The sequence below is a fragment of the Streptomyces shenzhenensis genome (genome assembly GCF_021462265.1).
In the GTDB taxonomy this organism is placed as follows: Bacteria; Actinomycetota; Actinomycetes; order Streptomycetales; family Streptomycetaceae; genus Streptomyces; species Streptomyces shenzhenensis.
Window position 1 is genome coordinate 46,080 of sequence record NZ_JAJONF010000002.1, and the last position, 18,660, is coordinate 64,739.

14 protein-coding genes are annotated in these 18,660 nt (G+C 73.2%); 7 read left to right on the plus strand and 7 right to left on the minus strand.

The features are described from left to right. The first annotated feature begins 84 nt into the window (after positions 1-84). Positions 85-1,536, plus strand: a complete 1,452-nt coding sequence (locus LQ326_RS02780; RefSeq protein ID WP_234531994.1) for an FGGY family carbohydrate kinase — start codon at positions 85-87, stop codon at positions 1,534-1,536. 352 nt (positions 1,537-1,888) lie between these two features. On the opposite strand, the gene LQ326_RS02785 is transcribed toward LQ326_RS02780, so the two are convergent. Both LQ326_RS02785 and LQ326_RS02790 read right to left on the minus strand, forming a co-directional pair. Next, positions 1,889-2,653 (minus strand): crotonase/enoyl-CoA hydratase family protein, encoded by a 765-nt coding sequence (locus LQ326_RS02785; RefSeq protein WP_234531995.1) that lies wholly within the window; start codon positions 2,651-2,653, stop codon positions 1,889-1,891. A gap of 31 nt (positions 2,654-2,684) precedes the next feature. Continuing rightward, positions 2,685-3,668 carry a lysylphosphatidylglycerol synthase transmembrane domain-containing protein gene (locus LQ326_RS02790; RefSeq protein ID WP_234531996.1) on the minus strand — a complete coding sequence of 328 codons (984 nt, stop codon included), beginning with the start codon at positions 3,666-3,668 and terminating at the stop codon, positions 2,685-2,687. A 165-nt stretch (positions 3,669-3,833) separates the two neighbouring features. On the opposite strand from LQ326_RS02790, the gene LQ326_RS02795 reads away from it, so the two are divergent. The 6 genes from LQ326_RS02795 (at position 3,834) to LQ326_RS02820 (ending at position 13,355) form a co-directional block, all read left to right on the plus strand. Continuing rightward, positions 3,834-5,699, plus strand: coding sequence for an ABC transporter ATP-binding protein (locus LQ326_RS02795; protein WP_234532814.1), 1,866 nt, complete (start codon positions 3,834-3,836; stop codon positions 5,697-5,699). Between the two features lie 307 nt (positions 5,700-6,006). Then, the gene (locus tag LQ326_RS02800) at positions 6,007-7,368 is read left to right on the plus strand and encodes a chitinase (RefSeq protein WP_234531997.1); all 1,362 of its coding nucleotides are present in this window, start codon (positions 6,007-6,009) and stop codon (positions 7,366-7,368) included. 28 nt (positions 7,369-7,396) lie between these two features. Next, positions 7,397-9,586 carry an RICIN domain-containing protein gene (locus LQ326_RS02805; RefSeq protein WP_234531998.1) on the plus strand — a complete coding sequence of 730 codons (2,190 nt, stop codon included), beginning with the start codon at positions 7,397-7,399 and terminating at the stop codon, positions 9,584-9,586. 145 nt (positions 9,587-9,731) lie between these two features. Then, positions 9,732-10,262 carry a (2Fe-2S)-binding protein gene (locus LQ326_RS02810; RefSeq protein WP_234532816.1) on the plus strand — a complete coding sequence of 177 codons (531 nt, stop codon included), beginning with the start codon at positions 9,732-9,734 and terminating at the stop codon, positions 10,260-10,262. Beyond that, positions 10,259-11,254 carry an FAD binding domain-containing protein gene (locus LQ326_RS02815; RefSeq protein WP_234532001.1) on the plus strand — a complete coding sequence of 332 codons (996 nt, stop codon included), beginning with the start codon at positions 10,259-10,261 and terminating at the stop codon, positions 11,252-11,254. Before LQ326_RS02810 ends, LQ326_RS02815 begins: the two co-directional genes overlap by 4 nt. Positions 11,255-11,267: 13 nt before the next feature. Further along, the gene (locus LQ326_RS02820) at positions 11,268-13,355 is read left to right on the plus strand and encodes a xanthine dehydrogenase family protein molybdopterin-binding subunit (RefSeq protein ID WP_234532003.1); all 2,088 of its coding nucleotides are present in this window, start codon (positions 11,268-11,270) and stop codon (positions 13,353-13,355) included. On the opposite strand, the gene LQ326_RS02825 is transcribed toward LQ326_RS02820, so the two are convergent. From LQ326_RS02825 to LQ326_RS02845, 5 genes are all read right to left on the minus strand, one after another. Continuing rightward, on the minus strand, positions 13,333-15,093 hold the full coding sequence (locus LQ326_RS02825) for an MFS transporter (protein WP_372496713.1): 1,761 nt from the start codon (positions 15,091-15,093) through the stop codon (positions 13,333-13,335). The two genes, LQ326_RS02820 and LQ326_RS02825, sit on opposite strands and share 23 nt — an antisense overlap. Then, positions 15,090-15,557, minus strand: a complete 468-nt coding sequence (locus tag LQ326_RS02830; protein ID WP_234532005.1) for a MarR family winged helix-turn-helix transcriptional regulator — start codon at positions 15,555-15,557, stop codon at positions 15,090-15,092. Before LQ326_RS02830 ends, LQ326_RS02825 begins: the two co-directional genes overlap by 4 nt. Before the next feature lie 68 nt (positions 15,558-15,625). Continuing rightward, positions 15,626-15,799: a hypothetical protein gene (locus tag LQ326_RS02835; protein WP_234532007.1), complete on the minus strand. Its 174-nt coding sequence runs from the start codon at positions 15,797-15,799 to the stop codon at positions 15,626-15,628. A 27-nt stretch (positions 15,800-15,826) separates the two neighbouring features. Then, positions 15,827-16,183: a PRC-barrel domain-containing protein gene (locus LQ326_RS02840; protein ID WP_234532009.1), complete on the minus strand. Its 357-nt coding sequence runs from the start codon at positions 16,181-16,183 to the stop codon at positions 15,827-15,829. A 44-nt stretch (positions 16,184-16,227) separates the two neighbouring features. Further along, positions 16,228-18,657 (minus strand): SpoIIE family protein phosphatase, encoded by a 2,430-nt coding sequence (locus LQ326_RS02845; protein WP_234532010.1) that lies wholly within the window; start codon positions 18,655-18,657, stop codon positions 16,228-16,230. Between the last annotated feature and the right edge of the window lie 3 nt (positions 18,658-18,660).

Here is an 18,660-nt window from a genome sequence, read left to right on the forward strand (position 1 = left end):
TTCGTGCCGGTCGCACCCGTGTGCGCTTGTGCTGCCCCTCACCACTGGGGCAGGCTGTCGCGCAGTGATCGTCAGGGAGGCTCGATGACAGGTCCGGTGCTCGCAGTCGACCAGGGCACGTCCGGCACGAAGGCCCTGGTGATCTGTCCCGAACGGGGCGTCATCGGCACCGGATTCGCCGCGGTAGGGCCCCGGCAGCTGCCCGGCGGCCGGGTCGAGACCGACCCCGTCGAGCTGTACGACTCGGTGCTCGTCGCCGGCCGCCGGGCGCTCGCCGAGGCCGGCGAACCGGTGACCGCGCTGGGCCTGGCCAACCAGGGCGGGACCGTCCTCGCCTGGGATCCCGGCACCGGGCGTCCGCTCACCGGCGCCATCGTTCACCAGGACCGCCGGGCCGAGCCGGTCTGCACCGAACTCGCCGCGCACGCCGAGGAGTTACGCGCTCTCACCGGCCTTCCGCCCGACCCCCGCGGGGCCGCGCCCAAGATGGCGTGGATCCGCCGCCACCTCACCACCGAGGGCGTCGTCACCACCACCGACGCCTGGCTGGTCCACCGGCTCACCGGTGCCTTCGTCACCGACGCCGCCACCGCCGGCCGCACCCATCTCCTCGACCTGGACCGGGTGCGGTGGTCGGCCCGCGCCCTCGACCTGTACGGGCTGGCCGCCGAACACCTCCCCGAGATCGTCGACAACGCTCAACTCGTGGGCAGCACAAGGGAGTTCGGGGACAAGATCCCGCTCACCGGTCTCGCCGCGGACCAGCAGGCCGCCCTCCTCGCCCAGCGCATCACCGGTCCCGGCGCCGCCAAGTGCACCTACGGCACCGGGGCCCTCCTGCTCGCGCACACCGGTGACACACCCCGCCGCAGTACCTCCGGACTGGTCAGCTGTGTCGCCTGGCGCTTCGCCGGAGAGCCCGGTTACTGCCTGGACGGCCAGGTCCACACCGTCGCCTCCGCCGTCCGCTGGCTCACCGGCCTCGGCGTGATCTCGGGCGCCGCCGACCTGGACCGGGTGGGCGGCGCCGTCCCGGACACCGGCGGGGTCACCTTCGTGCCCGCGCTGGCCGGCCTCGCCGCCCCCTGGTGGCGCGGCGAGTTGCGCGGCTCGCTCACCGGGCTCGGCCTCGACACCGGCCCCGGGCACCTGGTGCGGGCCCTGTGCGAGGGCCTTGCCGCGCAGGTGGTGGAACTCGCCGAGGCCGCCGGGACCGACCTCGGCACCCCGCTGACCGCCCTTCGCGTCGACGGCCCCCTGACCCGGTCGGCCCTGCTCATGCAGACCCAGGCCGACCTGCTGCAACGCCCCGTCGAGGTGTCCACGCTGCCCGACGCCACCGCGCTCGGCGTGGGCGCGCTGGCCCACCTCGGCAGCGACCCCCTGGACTTCCTGCCGGACGGCAGGCCCGTCGCCGTCTACGAGCCGCGCATCTCCGCCGCCGAGGCCGCCGACCGCCTCGGGGTCTTCCGCGCCGCCGTCGCCACCCTGCTCGACGGACCGGTGGCCGGAGCCGGATCGGGAGCGCCCCGGTGACGGTCACCGCCGCGGGATCCCTGCCCGGCGCCCGTACGACATGACGGTCCTCGGCGCCGGGGCCGACCGGGGCACCGGACTCGGCGGCGCGGGCGACCAGGGCCTGTTGCGAAGGTGCGTTCTCGCCCGAAGAGCGGCCGCGCGGCGTCCGGTGCATGCTCTGGTGTCCCCCCGGCCGAAGGCTGGGGGAGTGCCGTCCGGAAGCCCTCGTACCGGGCGTACCCGGGCTTTCGGGCGGTGCGGCGAGAGGGTGTGCCGGGCGTCGCGCGGCAGACGGCACTTTGGCAACAGGCGCCAGGGGCCGCCGGGCCGCCGGGCCGCCAGGCGGGAGTCGCCGGGCAGGCGGGGCTGCTCAGTCGCCCGGGAAGGAGCCGTGCCGGCCCGCCCCCGCCGTGAACCGCGCCGCGCCTTCCAGACCCTCTGCCAGCACGCCCATGCCGTGCCGGATCTCGGCGGCCATCGCCGCCGGTTCGGCCAGCCCCTCCTGGTCCAGTACCGAGGCGCGGTCGCTGCGCAGGCAGGCCTGCGGGAAACCCGCGATCGACGCGGCCAGTTCCTCGGCCGCCTCGCGGGAGCGGCCGGCGGGGACGATCCGGTTGGCCAGGCCCATCTCGTAGGCCTCCGGGGCCGGGACCGGGCGGCCGGTGAGGATCAGGTCCATCGCCCGGCCGGCGCCGATCAGCCGGGGGAGCCGTACCGTGCCGCCGTCGATCAGCGGCACGCCCCAGCGGCGGCAGAAGACGCCGAACACGGCGTCCTCCTCGGCGACCCGCAGATCGCACCACAGGGCCAGCTCCAGGCCCCCGGCCACGGCGTGCCCGGCGATCGCCGCGATCACCGGTTTGGACAGGCGCAGGCGGGTCGGGCCCATCGGGCCGTCGCCGACCGCCGCCACCCGGTTGCCGCGCTCGCCGCCCATCGCCTTGAGGTCCGCGCCCGCGCAGAACGTGCCGCCCGCACCCCACAGCACCGCCACCCGCGCCTCGTCGTCCGCCTCGAACTCGCGGAAGGCGGCGACCAGTTCGGCCGCGGTCGGCCCGTCCACCGCGTTGCGCGCCTCGGGCCGGGACAGGACGACCGTGGTGACAGGTCCCTTGCGTTCCAGGCGGACCGGCATGTGTTTCCCTCCGTCGGAAGGTCACCCGGCGTCAGATGACCTTGAGCCGTACCAGCGCTCCCAGTGTCAGCGCTCCCGGCAGCAACGGCACCCACACGGTGATGATCCGGTACGCCAGGACCACGGCCGTGGCCACCGCCACCGGGCCCCCGGCCGCCACCAGCGCCACGATCAGCGCCGCCTCCACCGAGCCCAGGCCGCCCGGCGTGGGGATCAGGGCGACGGCGACCGTGGCCGCCAGGTACGCCAGCGCCATGTGCGCGGGCGGCACGCCGAGGCCGAGCGCCTGTCCCACCGCCACCAGACCGGCCGCCTGGAGGGCGGGGAAGGCGAGCGAGCCGCCCCACAGCGCGAGCGCCCGGGACGGACGCGTGTGCACCGAGCGGGCCTCGCCCAGCGCGGCGCGCACGAAGCGGAGCACCGGCTCGCGCACTCGCCGTACCAGGAAGAGCGCGGCCAGTACCACCGCCACCAGCGTGCCGGCGACGGCCAGGACCGGACCCACGTCCCCGTCCGGGAGCAGGCCGTCGAGCCGCAGCGCGTCCGGGAAGGCGACGAAGAACACGGTCATCAGGCCCACCCGGGCGATCGACTCGGCGAGCAGATACAGGGCCAGCGCGGCCGAGGAGGTGGCGAGCGGCACCCCGCACACGGTCATGAACCGGAGGTTGACCGCGCCCGAGCCGAGACCCGTGGGCAGCAGATGGTTGGCAGAGCCCGCCGCGAGCTGGGTGGCCAGCAGCCGCCAGCGGGGCAGCGGCTGGACGACGGCGCCCTGCCGGGTGAAGGCGGCGGCCACCCAGGTCAGGCAGGTGGCGCCGCCGGCCGCCAGCAGCCAGGGCCAGGAGGCGTCGCGCAGGTGGCCGAAGCCCTCGACCAGGACCGGCCAGTGCCGCACCGCGATGACCGCGACCAGCACGAGCGGGATCAGGGTGAGGAGGTGCCGCACCGGGATGCGGCGGACGAGCCCGGGGAGACGGCTCTCACGGAAGTCGGGGATTCTTGCCGCTGTCACACCGGGAGAGGTTCTCCGGGCCGCCCCAACGGCGGATGGCGGAAGAGGAAAAACCGGATGACGGCCGCGAAGCGGGTGAGGGCGCGTGGGGTCCTTCGTGCGAGGGGACGGCGGACCGGCATTGACCTCAACGAGGCTTGAGGTCGTACGTTCTTCCGCATGAGTATGGAGACCACCGCCTGGATGCAGCTGCACAGCGTGATGACCGCCCAGCAGGAGCGGCGCCCGTTCGAACGGGCCACACTGCGCCGCATCGCCGCCTTCGCCCGCCCACACCGGGCCGGGATAGTACGTTTCGTCCTGCTCGGGGTGGTGACCGCCCTGCTCGCCGTCGCCACCCCGGTGCTCGCCGGCCATGTCGTCGACGCGATCGTGTCGGGGCACGACACCGGCGCGGTCGTACGGCTGTCGCTGCTGATCGCGCTGGTCGCGGTCGTGGAGGCGGCGCTCGGGGTGCTCGGGCGGCGGCTCTCGTCGACGCTCGGGGAGGGACTCATCCTCGACCTGCGCACGGCTGTGTTCGATCATGTGCAGCGCATGCCTGTCGCGTTCTTCACACGTACTCGTACGGGAGCGCTGGTCAGTCGTCTCAACAACGACGTGATCGGCGCCCAGCGGGCCTTCGCCGGCACCCTCTCCGGCGTGGTCAGCAACCTGGTCACGCTGGTGCTCACGCTCGTGGTGATGCTCACCCTGTCCTGGCAGATCACCCTGCTCGCGCTGGTGCTGCTGCCACTGTTCGTGGTGCCCGCCCGCCGGATGGGCGGCCGGATGGCCCGTATGCAGCGTGAGGCGGCCGCCCTCAACGCGGACATGGGCACCCGCATGACCGAGCGGTTCTCCGCTCCCGGCGCCACCCTGATCAAACTCTTCGGCCGACCGGAGGAGGAGTCCGCCGAGTTCACCGCCCGGGCCGCCCGGGTCCGCGACATCGGCGTGCGCACCGCCACCACCCAGTCGGTGTTCATGACCGCGCTGACCCTGGTCTCCTCGCTCGCGCTCGCCCTGGTGTACGGCCTCGGCGGCTGGTTCGCGCTGCGCGGCACCCTGGAGCCGGGCGCCGTGGTCTCCCTCGCCCTGCTGCTGACCCGCCTCTACGCCCCGCTCACCGCGCTCGCCGGGGCCCGCGTCGAGGTGATGAGCGCGCTGGTCAGCTTCGAGCGGGTCTTCGAAGTGCTCGACCTCAAGCCCCTGATCGAGGAGAAGCCGGACGCCCGCGAGGTCCCCGAGGGCCCGGTGGCCGTCGAGTTCGAGGACGTCCGCTTCGCCTACCCGGCCGCCGATCAGGTCTCCCTCGCCTCGCTCGAAGAGGTCGCGGTTCTCGACACCCGCGCCGGCAGCGAGGTCCTGCACGGCATCTCCTTCCGCGCGGAACCCGGCCAGACCGTCGCCCTCGTCGGCTCCTCCGGGGCCGGCAAATCCACCATCGCCCAGTTGCTGCCGCGCCTGTACGACGTCGACGAGGGCGCCGTCCGCATCGGCGGCGTCGACGTCCGCGACCTGACCGCGGGCTCCGTGCGTGCCACCCTCGGCATGGTCACCCAGGACGGCCATCTCTTCCACGACACCGTCCGCGCCAACCTGCTGCTCGCCCGGCCCGCGGCCACCGACGAGGAGCTGTGGGACGCCCTCGGCCGGGCCCGGCTGGACGAGGTCGTACGGTCGCTGCCCGACGGCCTGGACACGGTGGTCGGCGAACGCGGCTACCGGTTCTCCGGCGGCGAACGGCAGCGGATGACCATCGCCCGGCTGTTGCTGGCCCGCCAGCGCGTGGTGATCCTCGACGAGGCCACCGCCCATCTCGACAACACCTCGGAGGCGGCCGTCCAGGAGGCCCTGACCGAGGCGCTGGAGGGGCGTACGGCCGTCGTCATCGCCCACCGGTTGTCCACGATCCGGGCCGCCGACCAGATCCTGGTGGTCGAGGCGGGGCGGATCGTGGAGCGCGGCACCCACGAGACGCTGCTGGCGGCGGAGGGGCGGTACGCGGAGCTGTACCGGACGCAGTTCGCCGAGGTGCCGTCGGTGTGAGACCGGCCCAGGTGCCGCCGGGGTGAGACTCGCCGAGGAGCCGCCGGTGTGAGCCGCGCGGCCCTCGCCCGGGGGCCGCGGGCCGTTTCCGTCGGTGGGTCCGATGTGGCGGGTGGCACGCGCGCGGCGGCGGCCGCACATCGACGCGGCCCGCGCCTCTTTGGCGCGCGACCTCTTGACGCGACTGGTCCGGACCTTTAGTTTCACGCCTTAAACAAAGCCTCACGGATGTGCTCGACGCCCGGTGACCGCACGGGAGTCGACCGCATCCGTGTCGCATCCCCCCGCGTGAAAGGCCACCCCCACAATGGCCAGACCTCTCCCTACGGCTGTCTCCCTGGCCGCGCTGACGCTCGCCGCAGGCCTGCTCACCGCCTTCCCCGCACAGGCCGCCACCGGCACCATCACCGGCCTCGCCGGCAAGTGCCTCGACGTCGCCGGCGCCAACTCCGCCGACGGCACGGCCGTCCAGCTCTACGACTGCAACGGCACCGCCGCCCAGCAGTGGACGGTCGGCAGCGACGGCACCATCCGAGCCCTCGGCAAGTGCCTTGACGTGACCGGCAATTCGGCCGCCGACGGCGCCAAGCTGCAATTGTGGACGTGTACCGGCGGCGCCAACCAGCAGTGGACCGTGTCGTCCGCGCACGACATCGTCAATCCCCAGGCGGACAAGTGCATGGACGTCACCGACAACAACTCCGCCAACGGCACCCGGATCCAGATCTGGAGCTGCGGCGGCGGCGCCAACCAGAAGTGGACCGCGCCCGCGGCCGACGGCGGCACCACCCCGTCCTCACCGATGGCCGTGGCACCCTACCTCTACAACGGCTGGGGCGACCCGCCGAGCCCGGCCACGATCACCGGCGCGACCGGCGTGAAGTACTACACGCTCGCCTTCGTGCTCAGCAACGGCTACTGCAACCCGCAGTGGGACGGCAGCCGGGCACTGACCGGCGGCGTCGACCAGCAGACGATCAACACCGTGCGTGCGGGCGGCGGTGACGTGATCCCGTCCTTCGGCGGCTACAGCGGCAACAAACTGGAGAGCTCCTGCTCCAGCGCGAGCGAGCTGGCGGCGGCCTACCAGAAGGTGATCAACGCCTACGGCGGCCTCAAGGCCATCGACATCGACCTGGAGGCCGACGCCTACAGCAACGGGACCGTGCAGCAGCGGGTCGTGGACGCGCTGAAGGCGGTGAAGGCCGCCAACTCCGGCCTGAAGGTGTACATCACCATCGGCACCGGGCAGAGCGGCCCCGACACCAGCCTGATCAACCGGGCCGCGTCCTCCGGGCTGAGCGTCGACGCCTGGGCGATCATGCCGTTCGACTTCGGCGGCGCGGGCCAGAACATGGGGAACCTGACGGTGCAGGCGGCCGAGGGCCTCAAGAACGCGCTGAAGTCCGCGTACGGCTACAGCGACGACACCGCCTACCGGGACATGGGCATCTCGTCCATGAACGGCGTCACCGACGACAACGAGACCGTCACGGTGGCCGACTTCCGCACCATTCTCGCCTACGCCCAGCAGCACCACCTGGCCCGGCTCACCTTCTGGTCCGCCAACCGGGACCGGCCCTGCACCGGCGGCTCCGCCGACAGCTGCTCCGGCGTGAGCCAGTCCGACTGGGACTACACGCGCGTCTTCGCCGGATACACCGGCTGACCCCCGACACCTCGGACTAGGAGATCCAGTGCTTCGCCTTCCCCGGCGCCGCAGACCGACGACCGCCGCAGTGCTGGCCGTTCTCGGGGCCTCCCTGCTGACCGCCGCCCCGTCCGCGCACGCGGCCACCACCGCGCTGCCCACCGGCTTCGCCACCCTCACCGACGCCGCCAGCGGCAAGTGCCTGGACGCCAGGTCCGCCGCCACCGCGAACGGCACCGCCGTCCAGCAGTACACCTGCAACAACACCACCGCCCAGCAGTGGAGTCTCACCGCCACCAGCGACGGCTACGTCCGGATCAACAACGCCAACAACACCGACCAGGTGGTCGACGTCACCGACGTCTCCACCGCCGACAACGCCCCGGCCCAGCTGTGGGCGTACGGCGGCGGGGCCAACCAGCAGTGGCTGCCGGTCGACGAGGGCGGCGGCGCCTACCACTTCGTCAACCGCAACAGCGGCAAGTGCCTCGACGACCCGGCCGCCTCGACCGCGGACAGCGTGCAGCTGGTCCAGTACACCTGCAACGGCACCGCGGCCCAGCGTTTCCAGGTCGCCTCCGTCACGCCGCCGTCGTCCGGCGACCCCGACCTCGGACCGAACGTGGTCGTCTTCGACCCGTCGATGTCGGCGTCGGCCATCCAGAGCCGCCTCGACTCGATCTTCCAGCAGCAGGAGACGAACCAGTTCGGCTCCCAGCGCTACGCCGTGATGTTCAAGCCGGGCACCTACAGCGCGGACGTCAACGTCGGCTTCTACACCCAGGTGCTGGGCCTCGGCCTGACCCCGGACGCGGTCAACATCAACGGCGCGGTGCACGCCGAGGCCGACTGGTTCCAGGGCAACGCCACCCAGAACTTCTGGCGGGGCGCGGAGAACCTCTCCGTCACCCCGACCGGCGGCTCGGACCGCTGGGCGGTCTCGCAGGCCTCCGCCTACCGCCGGATGCACCTGCGCGGCAACCTCGCCCTGGACGACGGCGGCTGGTCCAGCGGCGGCCTGATCGCCGACAGCAAGATCGACGGCCAGGTCAACTCCGGCAGCCAGCAGCAGTGGCTGACCCGCAACTCGCAGCTCGGCAGCTGGACCGGTGCCAACTGGAACATGGTCTTCGTCGGCAGCCAGGGCGTCCCGGGCACCAGCTTCCCCAACCCGCCCGACACCACGGTCGCCCAGAGCCCGGTCGTCCGGGAGAAGCCCTTCCTGTACGTCGACAGCGCCGGCGCCTACCAGGTCTTCGTGCCGTCGACACGCTCCAACTCCACCGGCACCAGTTGGAGTTCGGGCACGCCGTCGGGCACCTCGCTCTCCCTGGACAGCTTCTACGTGGTGAAGCCGGGCGCCACCGCCTCGCAGATCAACGCGGCCCTGACGGCGGGCAAGAACCTCCTGGTCACCCCGGGTGTCTACCACCTCGACCAGACCCTGCAGATCAACCGCGCCGACACCGTCGTCCTCGGCCTCGGCCTCGCCACCTTCGTCCCGGACAACGGCATCACCGCGATGAAGGTCGCCGACGTCGACGGCGTCAACATCGCGGGCCTGCTCTTCGACGCCGGCACCACCAACTCCGCCACCCTGGTGGAGGTCGGCCCGAGCGGTTCCTCCGCCGCGCACGCGAGCGACCCCACCTCGCTGCACGACGTGTACTTCCGCGTCGGCGGCGCGGGCGTCGGCAAGGCCACCACGAGCCTGGTCGTCAACAGCGACAACGTCATCGGCGACCACATGTGGATCTGGCGCGCCGACCACGGCAGCGGAGTCGGCTGGACCACCAACACTGCCGACACCGGACTGGTCGTGGGCGGCGACGACGTCACCATGTACGGCCTGTTCGTCGAGCACTTCCAGAAGTACCAGACCATCTGGAACGGCAACGGCGGCCGGACGTACTTCTACCAGAACGAGATGCCGTACGACCCGCCGAACCAGTCGTCCTGGACGAACGGCTCGACCAAGGGCTACGCGGCCTACAAGGTCGCCGACTCGGTCACCAGCCACCAGGCGTACGGTCTCGGCAGCTACTGCTACTTCAGCGGCAATCCGAGCGTCGTCGCCGATCACGCCATCGAGGCACCGGCCACCTCGGGCGTCAGGTTCACCAGCATGGTGACGGTCTCCCTGGGCGGCACCGGCACCATCACGCACGTCATCAACAACAGCGGAGGACCCTCGAACTCGTCCACCAACGTGGCGGACCTCGCCTCGTACCCGTGACAGACAGGCCCCGGCCTCGGCGCGGGTGACCCGGCGGACACGCCGGGTCACCCGCGGCCGTCCGCGCCCACCGCACGTGTGGGACGGCGTGAGCTGGATACCCGGACTGAACGGCAGCACGGCCCGTCCGGAAGTCAGGCACGCCATGGGCAGCGAGATCCAGCGCTCCGAAACCACCCTCCGGGTCAACGGCAAACCGCACACCCTGCTCCTCGACCACCGGCGGGTCCTCCTCGACGTGCTCCGCGAGGACCTCGGCCTGACCGGCGCCAAGAAGGGCTGCGACCACGGCCAGTGCGGTGCCTGCACCGTGCTGGCCGACGGCCGCCGGGTGAACAGCTGTCTGCTGCTGGCCGTCGCCCTCGACGGCAGCGAGATCACCACGATCGAGGGCCTGTCCGCGGACGGCGAGGGCCCCCACCCGCTGCAACGGGCCTTCCTCGACCGGGACGCCTTCCAGTGCGGCTACTGCACCCCCGGCCAGATCTGCTCCGCCGTCGGCGCGCTCGCCGAGGCCGCCGCCGGACATCCCTCCCAGGTCACCGACCCCGCCGCCCCCGCGGGCCGGCCCGTCGCGCTGGACCGGACCGAGATCCGCGAGCGGCTGAGCGGCAACCTGTGCCGGTGCGGGGCCTACCCCCGTATCGTCGAGGCGGTCGAGGACGTGATCCCGTGAGGTCCTTCGACTACGTCCGCGCCCGTACCCCCGAGGAGGCCGTCGAGGCCTTCGCCGCCCGCCCCGGCGCCCGCTACCTGGCCGGCGGCACCAACCTCGTCGATCTCATGAAGCTCGGCGTCGAACGGCCCACCGCGCTGATCGACGTCAGCCGGCTGCCGCTGGACCGGCTGGAAAAGCTGCCCGACGGCGGCCTGCGTGTCGGCGCCACCGTCCGCAACAGCGACCTCGCCGCCCACCCCCTGGTCCGCGACCGCTACCCCGTGCTGTCCCAGGCCCTGCTCGCCGGCGCCTCCGGTCAGCTCCGCAACGTCGCGACGACCGGCGGCAACCTCCTCCAGCGCACCCGCTGCGGCTACTTCCAGGACCCCGGCAAGCCCTGCAACAAACGCGAGCCCGGCAGCGGCTGCGGCGCCCTGAAGGGCGTCCACCGTGACCACGCGGTCCTCGGCCACTCACCGCACTGCGTCGCCACCCACCCCTCCGACATGGCCGTGGCCCTCACCGCCCTCGACGCCCGCGTCGAGCTCTACGGCCCCGAAGGCGCCCGCACCGTGGACCTGACCGACTTCCACCGGCTGCCCGAGAACCATCCCGAACGGGACACCGAGCTGCGCCCCGGCGAGCTGATCACCGGGGTGCTGCTGCCCGCCGCCCTGGCCGGCGCGCCCTCCGCCTACCGCAAGGCCCGCGACCGGGCGTCGTACGCCTTCGCGCTCGCCTCCGCCGCCGTCGTGCTGCGCGTCGCCGACGGCATGGTCACCCAGGTCGGCCTGGCCTTCGGCGGGCTCGCGCACCGCCCCTGGCGGGCCCGGGTCGCGGAGGCGGCCGTGCTGGGCGAGGCGGCCACGCCGGCGGTCTTCGCCGGCGCCGTCGACCTGGAACTCGCCGCCGCCCGCCCACTGCCGGACAACGCCTACAAGGTGCCCCTCGCCCGCAACCTCGCCCTGGACGTGCTGACCCGGCTCGCCCCGGCCCCCGCCTCGCTGTGACCCGGAGGTTCCCATGGCCCGCACCGCCGCCCTCGGCGCCCCGGCCGAGCGCCGGGAGGGGCTCGAGAAGGTCACCGGCACCGCCCGCTACGCCGCCGAGCACCCGTTGCCCGGCCGCGTCCACGCCCGAGCCGTGCCCGCCTGTGTGGCCCGCGGCCGGATCACCGGCATGGACACCGGTCCGGCCCGCGCCGTCCCCGGCGTCCTCACCGTCCTCACCCACGAGAACGCCCCCCGCCTCGCCGAGCCCGAGGACGCCACCCTCGCCCTGCTCCAGGACTCCGAGGTGCCGCACCGGGGCTGGTGCGTCGCCCTGGTCGTCGCCGAGACCCCGGAGGCGGCCCGCGCCGCGGCCGCCGCCGTACGGATCACCTACGACACCGCCGACCACGACGTCGTCCTCACCCCGGGGCACCCCAGTACCCACGAGCCCGAGGAGGCCAACGGCGGCCAGCCCACCCGCTGCCGGCGCGGTGACCCGGAGTCCGCCTTCGCCGCGGCCCCGGTCCGCGTGGACGTCACCTACCGCACCCCGCCCCTGCACAACCACCCGATGGAACCCCATGCCAGCACCGCCCACTGGGACCGCGGCCGGCTCACGGTGCACACCTCCAGCCAGGGCACCGGCGACGTCCGCAGGGTGCTCGCCGGGCTGTTCGCCCTGCCCGTCGACCGGATCACCGTGCGTGCCGAACACGTCGGCGGCGGCTTCGGGTCCAAGGGCTCCCCACGCCCGGACGTGGTCCTCGCGGCCATGGCGGCCCGGTACACCGGCCGGCCGGTCACCCTCGCCTACCCGCGCCGCCACCTGCCGACTGTCGTCGGCCACCGCGCCCCCACCCTCAGCCGGCTGCGGCTCGGCGCGACGGCGGACGGCCGGCTCACCGCCCTCCTGCACGACGTGACCACCCACACCTCGCCCGTCCGGTCGTTCGTGGAGGTGGCGGGCACGACCTCCGGAGTCATGTACGCCACCCCGAACCTGTCCTTCGTGCACCATGTCGTCCCGCTCGACGTGCCCAGCCCCTCCTGGATGCGCGCGCCCGGCGAGGCGACCGGCATGTACGCCCTGGAGTCGGCGATGGACGAGCTGGCCGGCGAACTCGGCATGGACCCCGTCGAGTTGCGGATCCGAAACGAACCCGACCGGGAACCGGCCGGCGGGCTGCCCTTCAGCAGCAGGCACCTCGTGGAGTGCCTGCGCGAGGGCGCCCGCCGGTTCGGGTGGCCCCGCGGGGCGCGGCGCGCCGAGGGCCCGCTGCTGATCGGCACCGGGGTGGCCGCCGCCACCTACCCGGTCATGGTCTCCCCGTGCACGGCGACCGCCGAGGCACGGCCGGACGGCACCTACCTGATCCGGGTGAACGCCTCCGACATCGGCACCGGCGCCCGTACCGTGCTCGCCCAGATCGCCGCCGACGCGCTCGGCACACCCCTGGACCGGGTCCGCACCGAGATCGGCGACAGCGACCTGCCCGAGGCACCGGTGGCGGGCGGTTCCTCCGGGACCGCCTCCTGGGGCTGGGCGGTGCACGAGGCCTGCGCCCGGCTGCTGGACCGGCTCGCCGGCCACACCGGCCCGCTGCCCGAGCGGGGGATCGGTGTCCGCGCGGACACCAGCGGGCGGGCCGACGCCGGCAGCACCCACGCGCGCCACGCGTTCGGCGCCCACTTTGCCGAGGTGGCCGTCGACACCGTCACCGGCGAGGTCCGGGTGCGCCGGCTGCTCGGCGTCTACGCGGCCGGACACATCCTGAACTCCCGTACCGCCCGCTCCCAGTTCGTCGGCGGCATGACGATGGGCCTGGGCATGGCCCTGACCGAGGGCAGCACGGTGGACGCGGCGTTCGGCGACTTCGCGGAGGCCGACCTGGCCTCGTACCACATCCCCGTGCACGCCGACGTCCCCGACATCGAGGCGCACTGGATCGACGAGGACGACCCGTACCTCAACCCCATGGGCAGCAAGGGCATCGGCGAGATCGGCGTGGTGGGCACCCCCGCCGCCATCGGCAACGCCGTCCACCACGCCACGGGCGCCCGCCTGCGGACCCTGCCGCTGACCCCGGACCGGGTCCTCACCGCTCTGACCGAGCGGTGATCTTCGTGGCGGGCGCCTGACGCCCTTCGCCCTGGGGACGGTGGCCGCCGCGCAGGGCGGAGGCCACCGCGGAGACCAGGGCCATGCCGGCGGCCACCCCGAAGACGACGGCCAGGCCGTGGTGGAAGGGACCGGAGACCAGCTGCGGGAAGAAGGTGTGGCCGGTCAGGGCGGACCGCTGGGCCTGGGTGACCTGGCCCAGGACGCCCTCGGAGGCGAGCAGGTGCTCGATGGGGTTGTCGCCGAGGAACGTCGCGAAGAGCGTGCTCACCGGCGGCAGCGACGCCGCGTGCGCGGCGGAGGCGGCCGGCACGCCGTGTGCCATGAGGCCGCTGCGCAGCGTCGCCGGGAGCGAGGAGGCGAGCCCGGAGACCATCAGCGAGAAGAAGACGCCGATGGACAGCGCCGTACCGGAGTTCTGGAAGGTGGCGCGCATGCCCGAGGCGACGCCCCGGTACTCGGCCGGCACGCTGCCCATGATCGAGGACGTGTTCGGGGCGGAGAACATGCCCTGGCCGAGGCCGTTGAGCAGCAGCAGCGCCGCGAACAGCCCGTAGTCGAAGTCGACGGGCAGCGCCAGCAGCCCCAGGAACGACCCGGTGACGACGACCAGTCCCGCGGTGGAGAAGAACCGGGCACCGAACCGGTCCGAGAGGTAGCCGGACACCGGCCCCGCGATCAGGAAGCCCAGCGTCAGCGGGAGCATGAAGACGCCGGCCCACAGCGGGGTGTCCTCGAAGTCGTAGCCGTGCAGCGGCAGCCAGATGCCCTGCAGCCAGATGATGAGCATGAACTGCAGCCCGCCGCGCGCGATCGCGGTCAGCAGGGCGGCCGCGTTGCCCGCGGCGAACGCCCGGTTCCTGAAGAGGGCGAGGTTGAACATGGGTTCGGCGACCCGCGTCTCGATGACACAGAAGGCCAGCAGCAGGGCGACACCACCGGTCAGGCCGGTGAGCACCCACGGGTTGCCCCAGCCGGTGGCGCTGCCGCCGTAGGGCTGGATGCCGTAGGTGATCCCGGCCAGCAGGATGCCGGCGCCGGCCGCGAAGGTGAGGTTGCCGAGCCAGTCGATCCGGCCGGGCCGGCCCGCCGAGGTCTCGCGCAGGCTCAGGTAGGACCAGATCGTCCCGGTGACGCTGACCGGGACGCTGACCCAGAACACCGCCCGCCAGTCGACGGCGGCGAGCAGTCCGCCGGCCAGCAGGCCGAGGAACTGCCCTGCCAGCGCGGTGATCTGGTTGATGCCGAGGGCCATGCCGCGCTGCCGGGCCGGGAAGGCGTCGGTGAGGATGGCGGCCGAGTTGGCGGTGAGCATGGACCCGCCGAAGGCCTGCACGATCCGCCACAGGATCAGCCACAGGGCGCCGGCCCCGGCCCGGAACGGGTCGAGCGACAGCGCGACCGAGGCGCAGGCGAAGATCAGGAAGCCCAGGTTGTAGACCCGCACCCGCCCGAACATGTCGCCGAGCCGCCCGAGCACGACGACCAGCACGGCGGACACCAGCAGATAGCCCAGGATCATCCAGAGCAGATAGCCGATGTTGCCCGGCGCGAGCGGATCGAGCCCGATGCCGCGGAAGATCGCCGGCAGCGAGATGATCACGATCGACGCGTCCATCATGGCGATCAGCACGCCGAGGGTGGTGTTCGAGAGCGCGACCCACTTGTAACCGGGCCCGGCCGGGGTCTGCGTATGGCGGGCCGGGCGCAGGGCGGCGGACCACCCGCGGCCGCTCACAGCCGCTCCGCCAGTAGGCCGAGGAGTGGCAGGGCCGCCCCGAGCGTCGCGCGCTCCTGGTCGGAGAAGGTGTCGAGGACGGCGGCGAGCCGCTGGACCGACTCGGAGCGCCGCTCGGCGAGCACCGCCCGCCCCTCCTCGGTGACGGCCACGATGCTCCGCCGCCCGTCCGTGGCGTCGGGGGTACGGCGGACCAGCCCGCGCTGTTCGAGCCGGGCGAGGGTGCTGGCCATGGCCTGCGGCCGTACCCGTTCCGTCTCGGCGAGGGAGGTAGGGGAGTCCGGGCCCTCGGCCGCGAGCCGCGCGAGCACGGACACGCCCGACAGCGACACGTCTCCCACGGCGTGCGCCTGCCGCAGCCGCCGGGTCACCCGGCCCACCGCGAGCCGCAGATCGGACGCGAGCCGGGTGGCTTCGCTCAGGTCACGTATACCGCCGTCCTCGGCGGCCAGGTCTGCCTTCACAGGTACTAACAGTAGGTTTATCAGTCTGAACTGCTCAACCACTCGTTAGTAAATATCACCGGACGGTGTCAGCGGGCGATGCGGTGGTGCCGGCCGCCGCGCCGCAGCCGGACACCGCCGAGGAAGAGGTCGGCGAGGAGTACGACGGCGCCGATGACCAACAGGTAGAACAGTCCATGGACGGCGAATCCGACGATGCCCAGCACGAGGGCCACGAGGATCAGGAACAGGAACAGAGTCATCGGCTCTCCCGGACGGACTCGGTGGGGTCAGCGGCGGGCCAGACGGCGCTCGCCGCCCGCGCCCGGGACGTAGTCGAGTTCGTAGTGCGCGAAGACCGCGGGCTCCCGGGCGGCGGGCAGCTCGCCGTCGGTCTCGATCGACGGCGCCTTCTTGACCACGTCCTTGCGGTACGCGACCTTCAGATAGGCCGGGCCGACGGTCGCCTCGGTGAGCGGGACGAACACCAGCCGGCGGCGGGTGGGCAGCCCGACCGTCACGGTGACGAAGCGGGGCTTGTCGGTCGTGGTGTCCACGTAGACCGACTCCAGGACGCCGATCCGGTGCCCGGCGGCGTCGACGACGTCGTGACCGCGCCACTCTCGGATGTCGGTTGCTTCGAACATCGGGTACCTCCCGTCCTGCGGGTACCCGACGCGGACGCCGGCAGTCATGGGGTCACGCGGATGCCCACGACGCAGGTGTCGTCGTCGGTGTCGGACCGGCTGTGCACCAGCAGGCGGTCCACCTGCTGGTCCAGGGCCGGCGGCACCGTGCGCGCGACCTTCAGCAACTGCGCGAGAGACTCCTCCACGGACCGGTCACGGCGTTCGATCAGACCGTCCGTGTACATCAGCAGGGTGTCGCCGACCGCGAGTTGCACCTCGTGCTCCTGGTACGAGGCCTCCGGCAGGGCGCCCAGCAGCAGGCCCTGCACCAGGGGCAGCGGCTCCGCCGCCGCACCGCGCACCAGGACGGGCGGCAGATGGCCGGCCCGGGCCCAGCGCAGGGTGCGGCGGTCGGGGTCGTACAGTCCGCACACCGCGGTGGCGGTGACGGAGCCGGCCAGGCGGTGCGTCACCATGTTGAGCCAGGACAGCAACTGTCCCGGGCCGGCGCCGGTCACGGCGAGCCCGCGCAGCGCGTTGCGCAGGACGACCATGCTGGTGGCCGCGTCGATGCCGTGCCCGGCGACATCCCCCACGCACAGCAGCACCAGCCGGGACGGCAGCAGGACCGCGTCGTACCAGTCGCCGCCGATCAGATGCTGGGTCTCCGCGGGCCGGTAGCGCACGGCGAGGTCCAGCCCCGGCACCGCCAGCGGGGTGTGGGTGGGCGGCATGATGGCGTGCTGGAGCTGGAGGGCGAGACGGTTGCGTTCGCTGGCCTGCTGCTCGGTGTGGGCGAGCTGGTCGCGGGTGGCGGCGAGGGCGACCTCGGTCCAGTGATGGGCGGAGATGTCCTGGTAGGCGCCGCGCACGACGTACAGCTCGCCCTCGGAGTCGAGGACCGGCTCGGCCACCACCCGGATGTGCCGGGTGACCCCGTCGGGCCGCTGGAGACGGAAGGCCGTGGACGCGGCCCGGCGATGGTGCAGCAGGGTGCGCAGGAACCGTCCGATGGCCACGGCGTCGTCCGGGTGGGCATGCGCGGGCAGCTCCTCCAGCGCCACCGGGGTGGCGGTGGCGGGTCTGCCGTAGAGCTGGTACAGCTGGCCGTTCCAGGTGATCCGGCCGGTGAGCAGGTTCTCCTCGAAACCGCCGATGCGGCCCAGGCGCTGGGCGTGCTGGAGCAGGCTGGCCAGGCGGGCCGTCTCGTCCTCGATGCGCCAGACGAGCAGGACGCAGCTCCCGTGCCGGCTGATGCTGATGTCGGCGACCGCCGCCAGCGGGACGTCGCCGACCAGGGCGGTCAGCCGCATGCGGCGGGCACGGTAGGGCTCGCCGGTGGCGTGCACCCGCTCTATCCGCTCGAAGAGCTCGCTGTGACCGGCGGTCATCGGGTACGTCTCCAGCAGCAGGGCCCCGTTGACGACGCTCCGGGGCCGGCCGGCCGGGTCCAGGAAGCGGCCGTTGACGTGATGGATGCGGAAGTCGGCGAGTTCGCCGTCGGCGTCCAGCACCGGCACGAGCACCAGGGCGGGGTCGTGGAGCCCGTCGACCAGGTCCATCAGTTCCGTGACGTCGGGCAGGACGCACGGGCCCTCGGCAGCGTCCGCGGCGTGCGGGTCGTAGGCCTCCAGGGTGTGTGCGCACAGCTCGGCCAGCGCCTCGATCTGACGGACGACGGGCGGGGGAGGGTGGTCCAGCGGGGTGGGCCAGGCGATCTCCAGGACACCGTGGATCCGTCCGCCGGTCCCGGCCGGTACGGCGACCCGGCCGCCCTCCGGGTGATCGTGCTGGCCGATGGACGGCATGCCGGTCTCGGCCAGGCTGCGGATCCAGTGGTGCGCGCGCTCCGCCAGCCCCCGGCGGGCCACGGTGGTCACGCCCGGCGGCACATGCCGCCAGCGCCCGGCCTCGGCGGCGGAGAATCCCGCGGTGCCGGCCAGGGCGAGCGATCCGTCGGAGCCCAGCGCCCAGATGGCCACCGCTCGCGCACCCAGTGGCGTCAGGGCGTGTTCCAGCAGCGAGTCGGCGACGGCCTGGGTGTCGTGGGCGGCCAGCACGCCGCTCTCGGCCTCCCGCAGCCGTACGGCCGAGGTGCGGACGTCCGCCGGTTCCCCGGCCCCGGAGTCGGCGGCGGTGGCCGCGAGGAAAGCCGCGGTCACCTCCGAGAGCCGGTCGCGGGCCGCCTGGTTGATGACGTCGACCGCGAATTCGAGCGGTGTCACCCCGGCCTGTCCGGCCAGCTCGGCCAACTGCCGGGCGGCCTGCGCCGGGCCGCAGCGCAGCCGTTCGACCAGGATGCCCTTCGCCAGTTCGATCAGGGCTCGTCCGTCGGCCTCCGCCTGCGCCGCCCGCACCTCCCGGCGCAGCCGTTCCACGGTCGCGGTGAGCCTGCCGACGGGGTTCGGCTCCCCGGACCCGGCCGTGCCCGCGGTCGCGTCGGCGGCAGGAACGGCCGAGCCGGAAACGGTGACGGCGGCGCCCCCGTCCACAAG

Bases quoted from the DNA above. Each gene is read 5' to 3' on its own strand.
- LQ326_RS02780 (WP_234531994.1), top strand. From the start codon at position 85: ATGACAGGTCCGGTGCTCGCAGTCGACCAGGGCACGTCCGGCACGAAG.
- LQ326_RS02785 (WP_234531995.1), bottom strand. From the start codon at position 2,653: ATGCCGGTCCGCCTGGAACGCAAGGGACCTGTCACCACGGTCGTCCTG.
- LQ326_RS02795 (WP_234532814.1), top strand. From the start codon at position 3,834: ATGGAGACCACCGCCTGGATGCAGCTGCACAGCGTGATGACCGCCCAG.
- LQ326_RS02800 (WP_234531997.1), top strand. From the start codon at position 6,007: ATGGCCAGACCTCTCCCTACGGCTGTCTCCCTGGCCGCGCTGACGCTC.
- LQ326_RS02810 (WP_234532816.1), top strand. From the start codon at position 9,732: ATGGGCAGCGAGATCCAGCGCTCCGAAACCACCCTCCGGGTCAACGGC.
- LQ326_RS02820 (WP_234532003.1), top strand. From the start codon at position 11,268: ATGGCCCGCACCGCCGCCCTCGGCGCCCCGGCCGAGCGCCGGGAGGGG.
- LQ326_RS02835 (WP_234532007.1), bottom strand. From the start codon at position 15,799: ATGACTCTGTTCCTGTTCCTGATCCTCGTGGCCCTCGTGCTGGGCATC.
- LQ326_RS02840 (WP_234532009.1), bottom strand. From the start codon at position 16,183: ATGTTCGAAGCAACCGACATCCGAGAGTGGCGCGGTCACGACGTCGTC.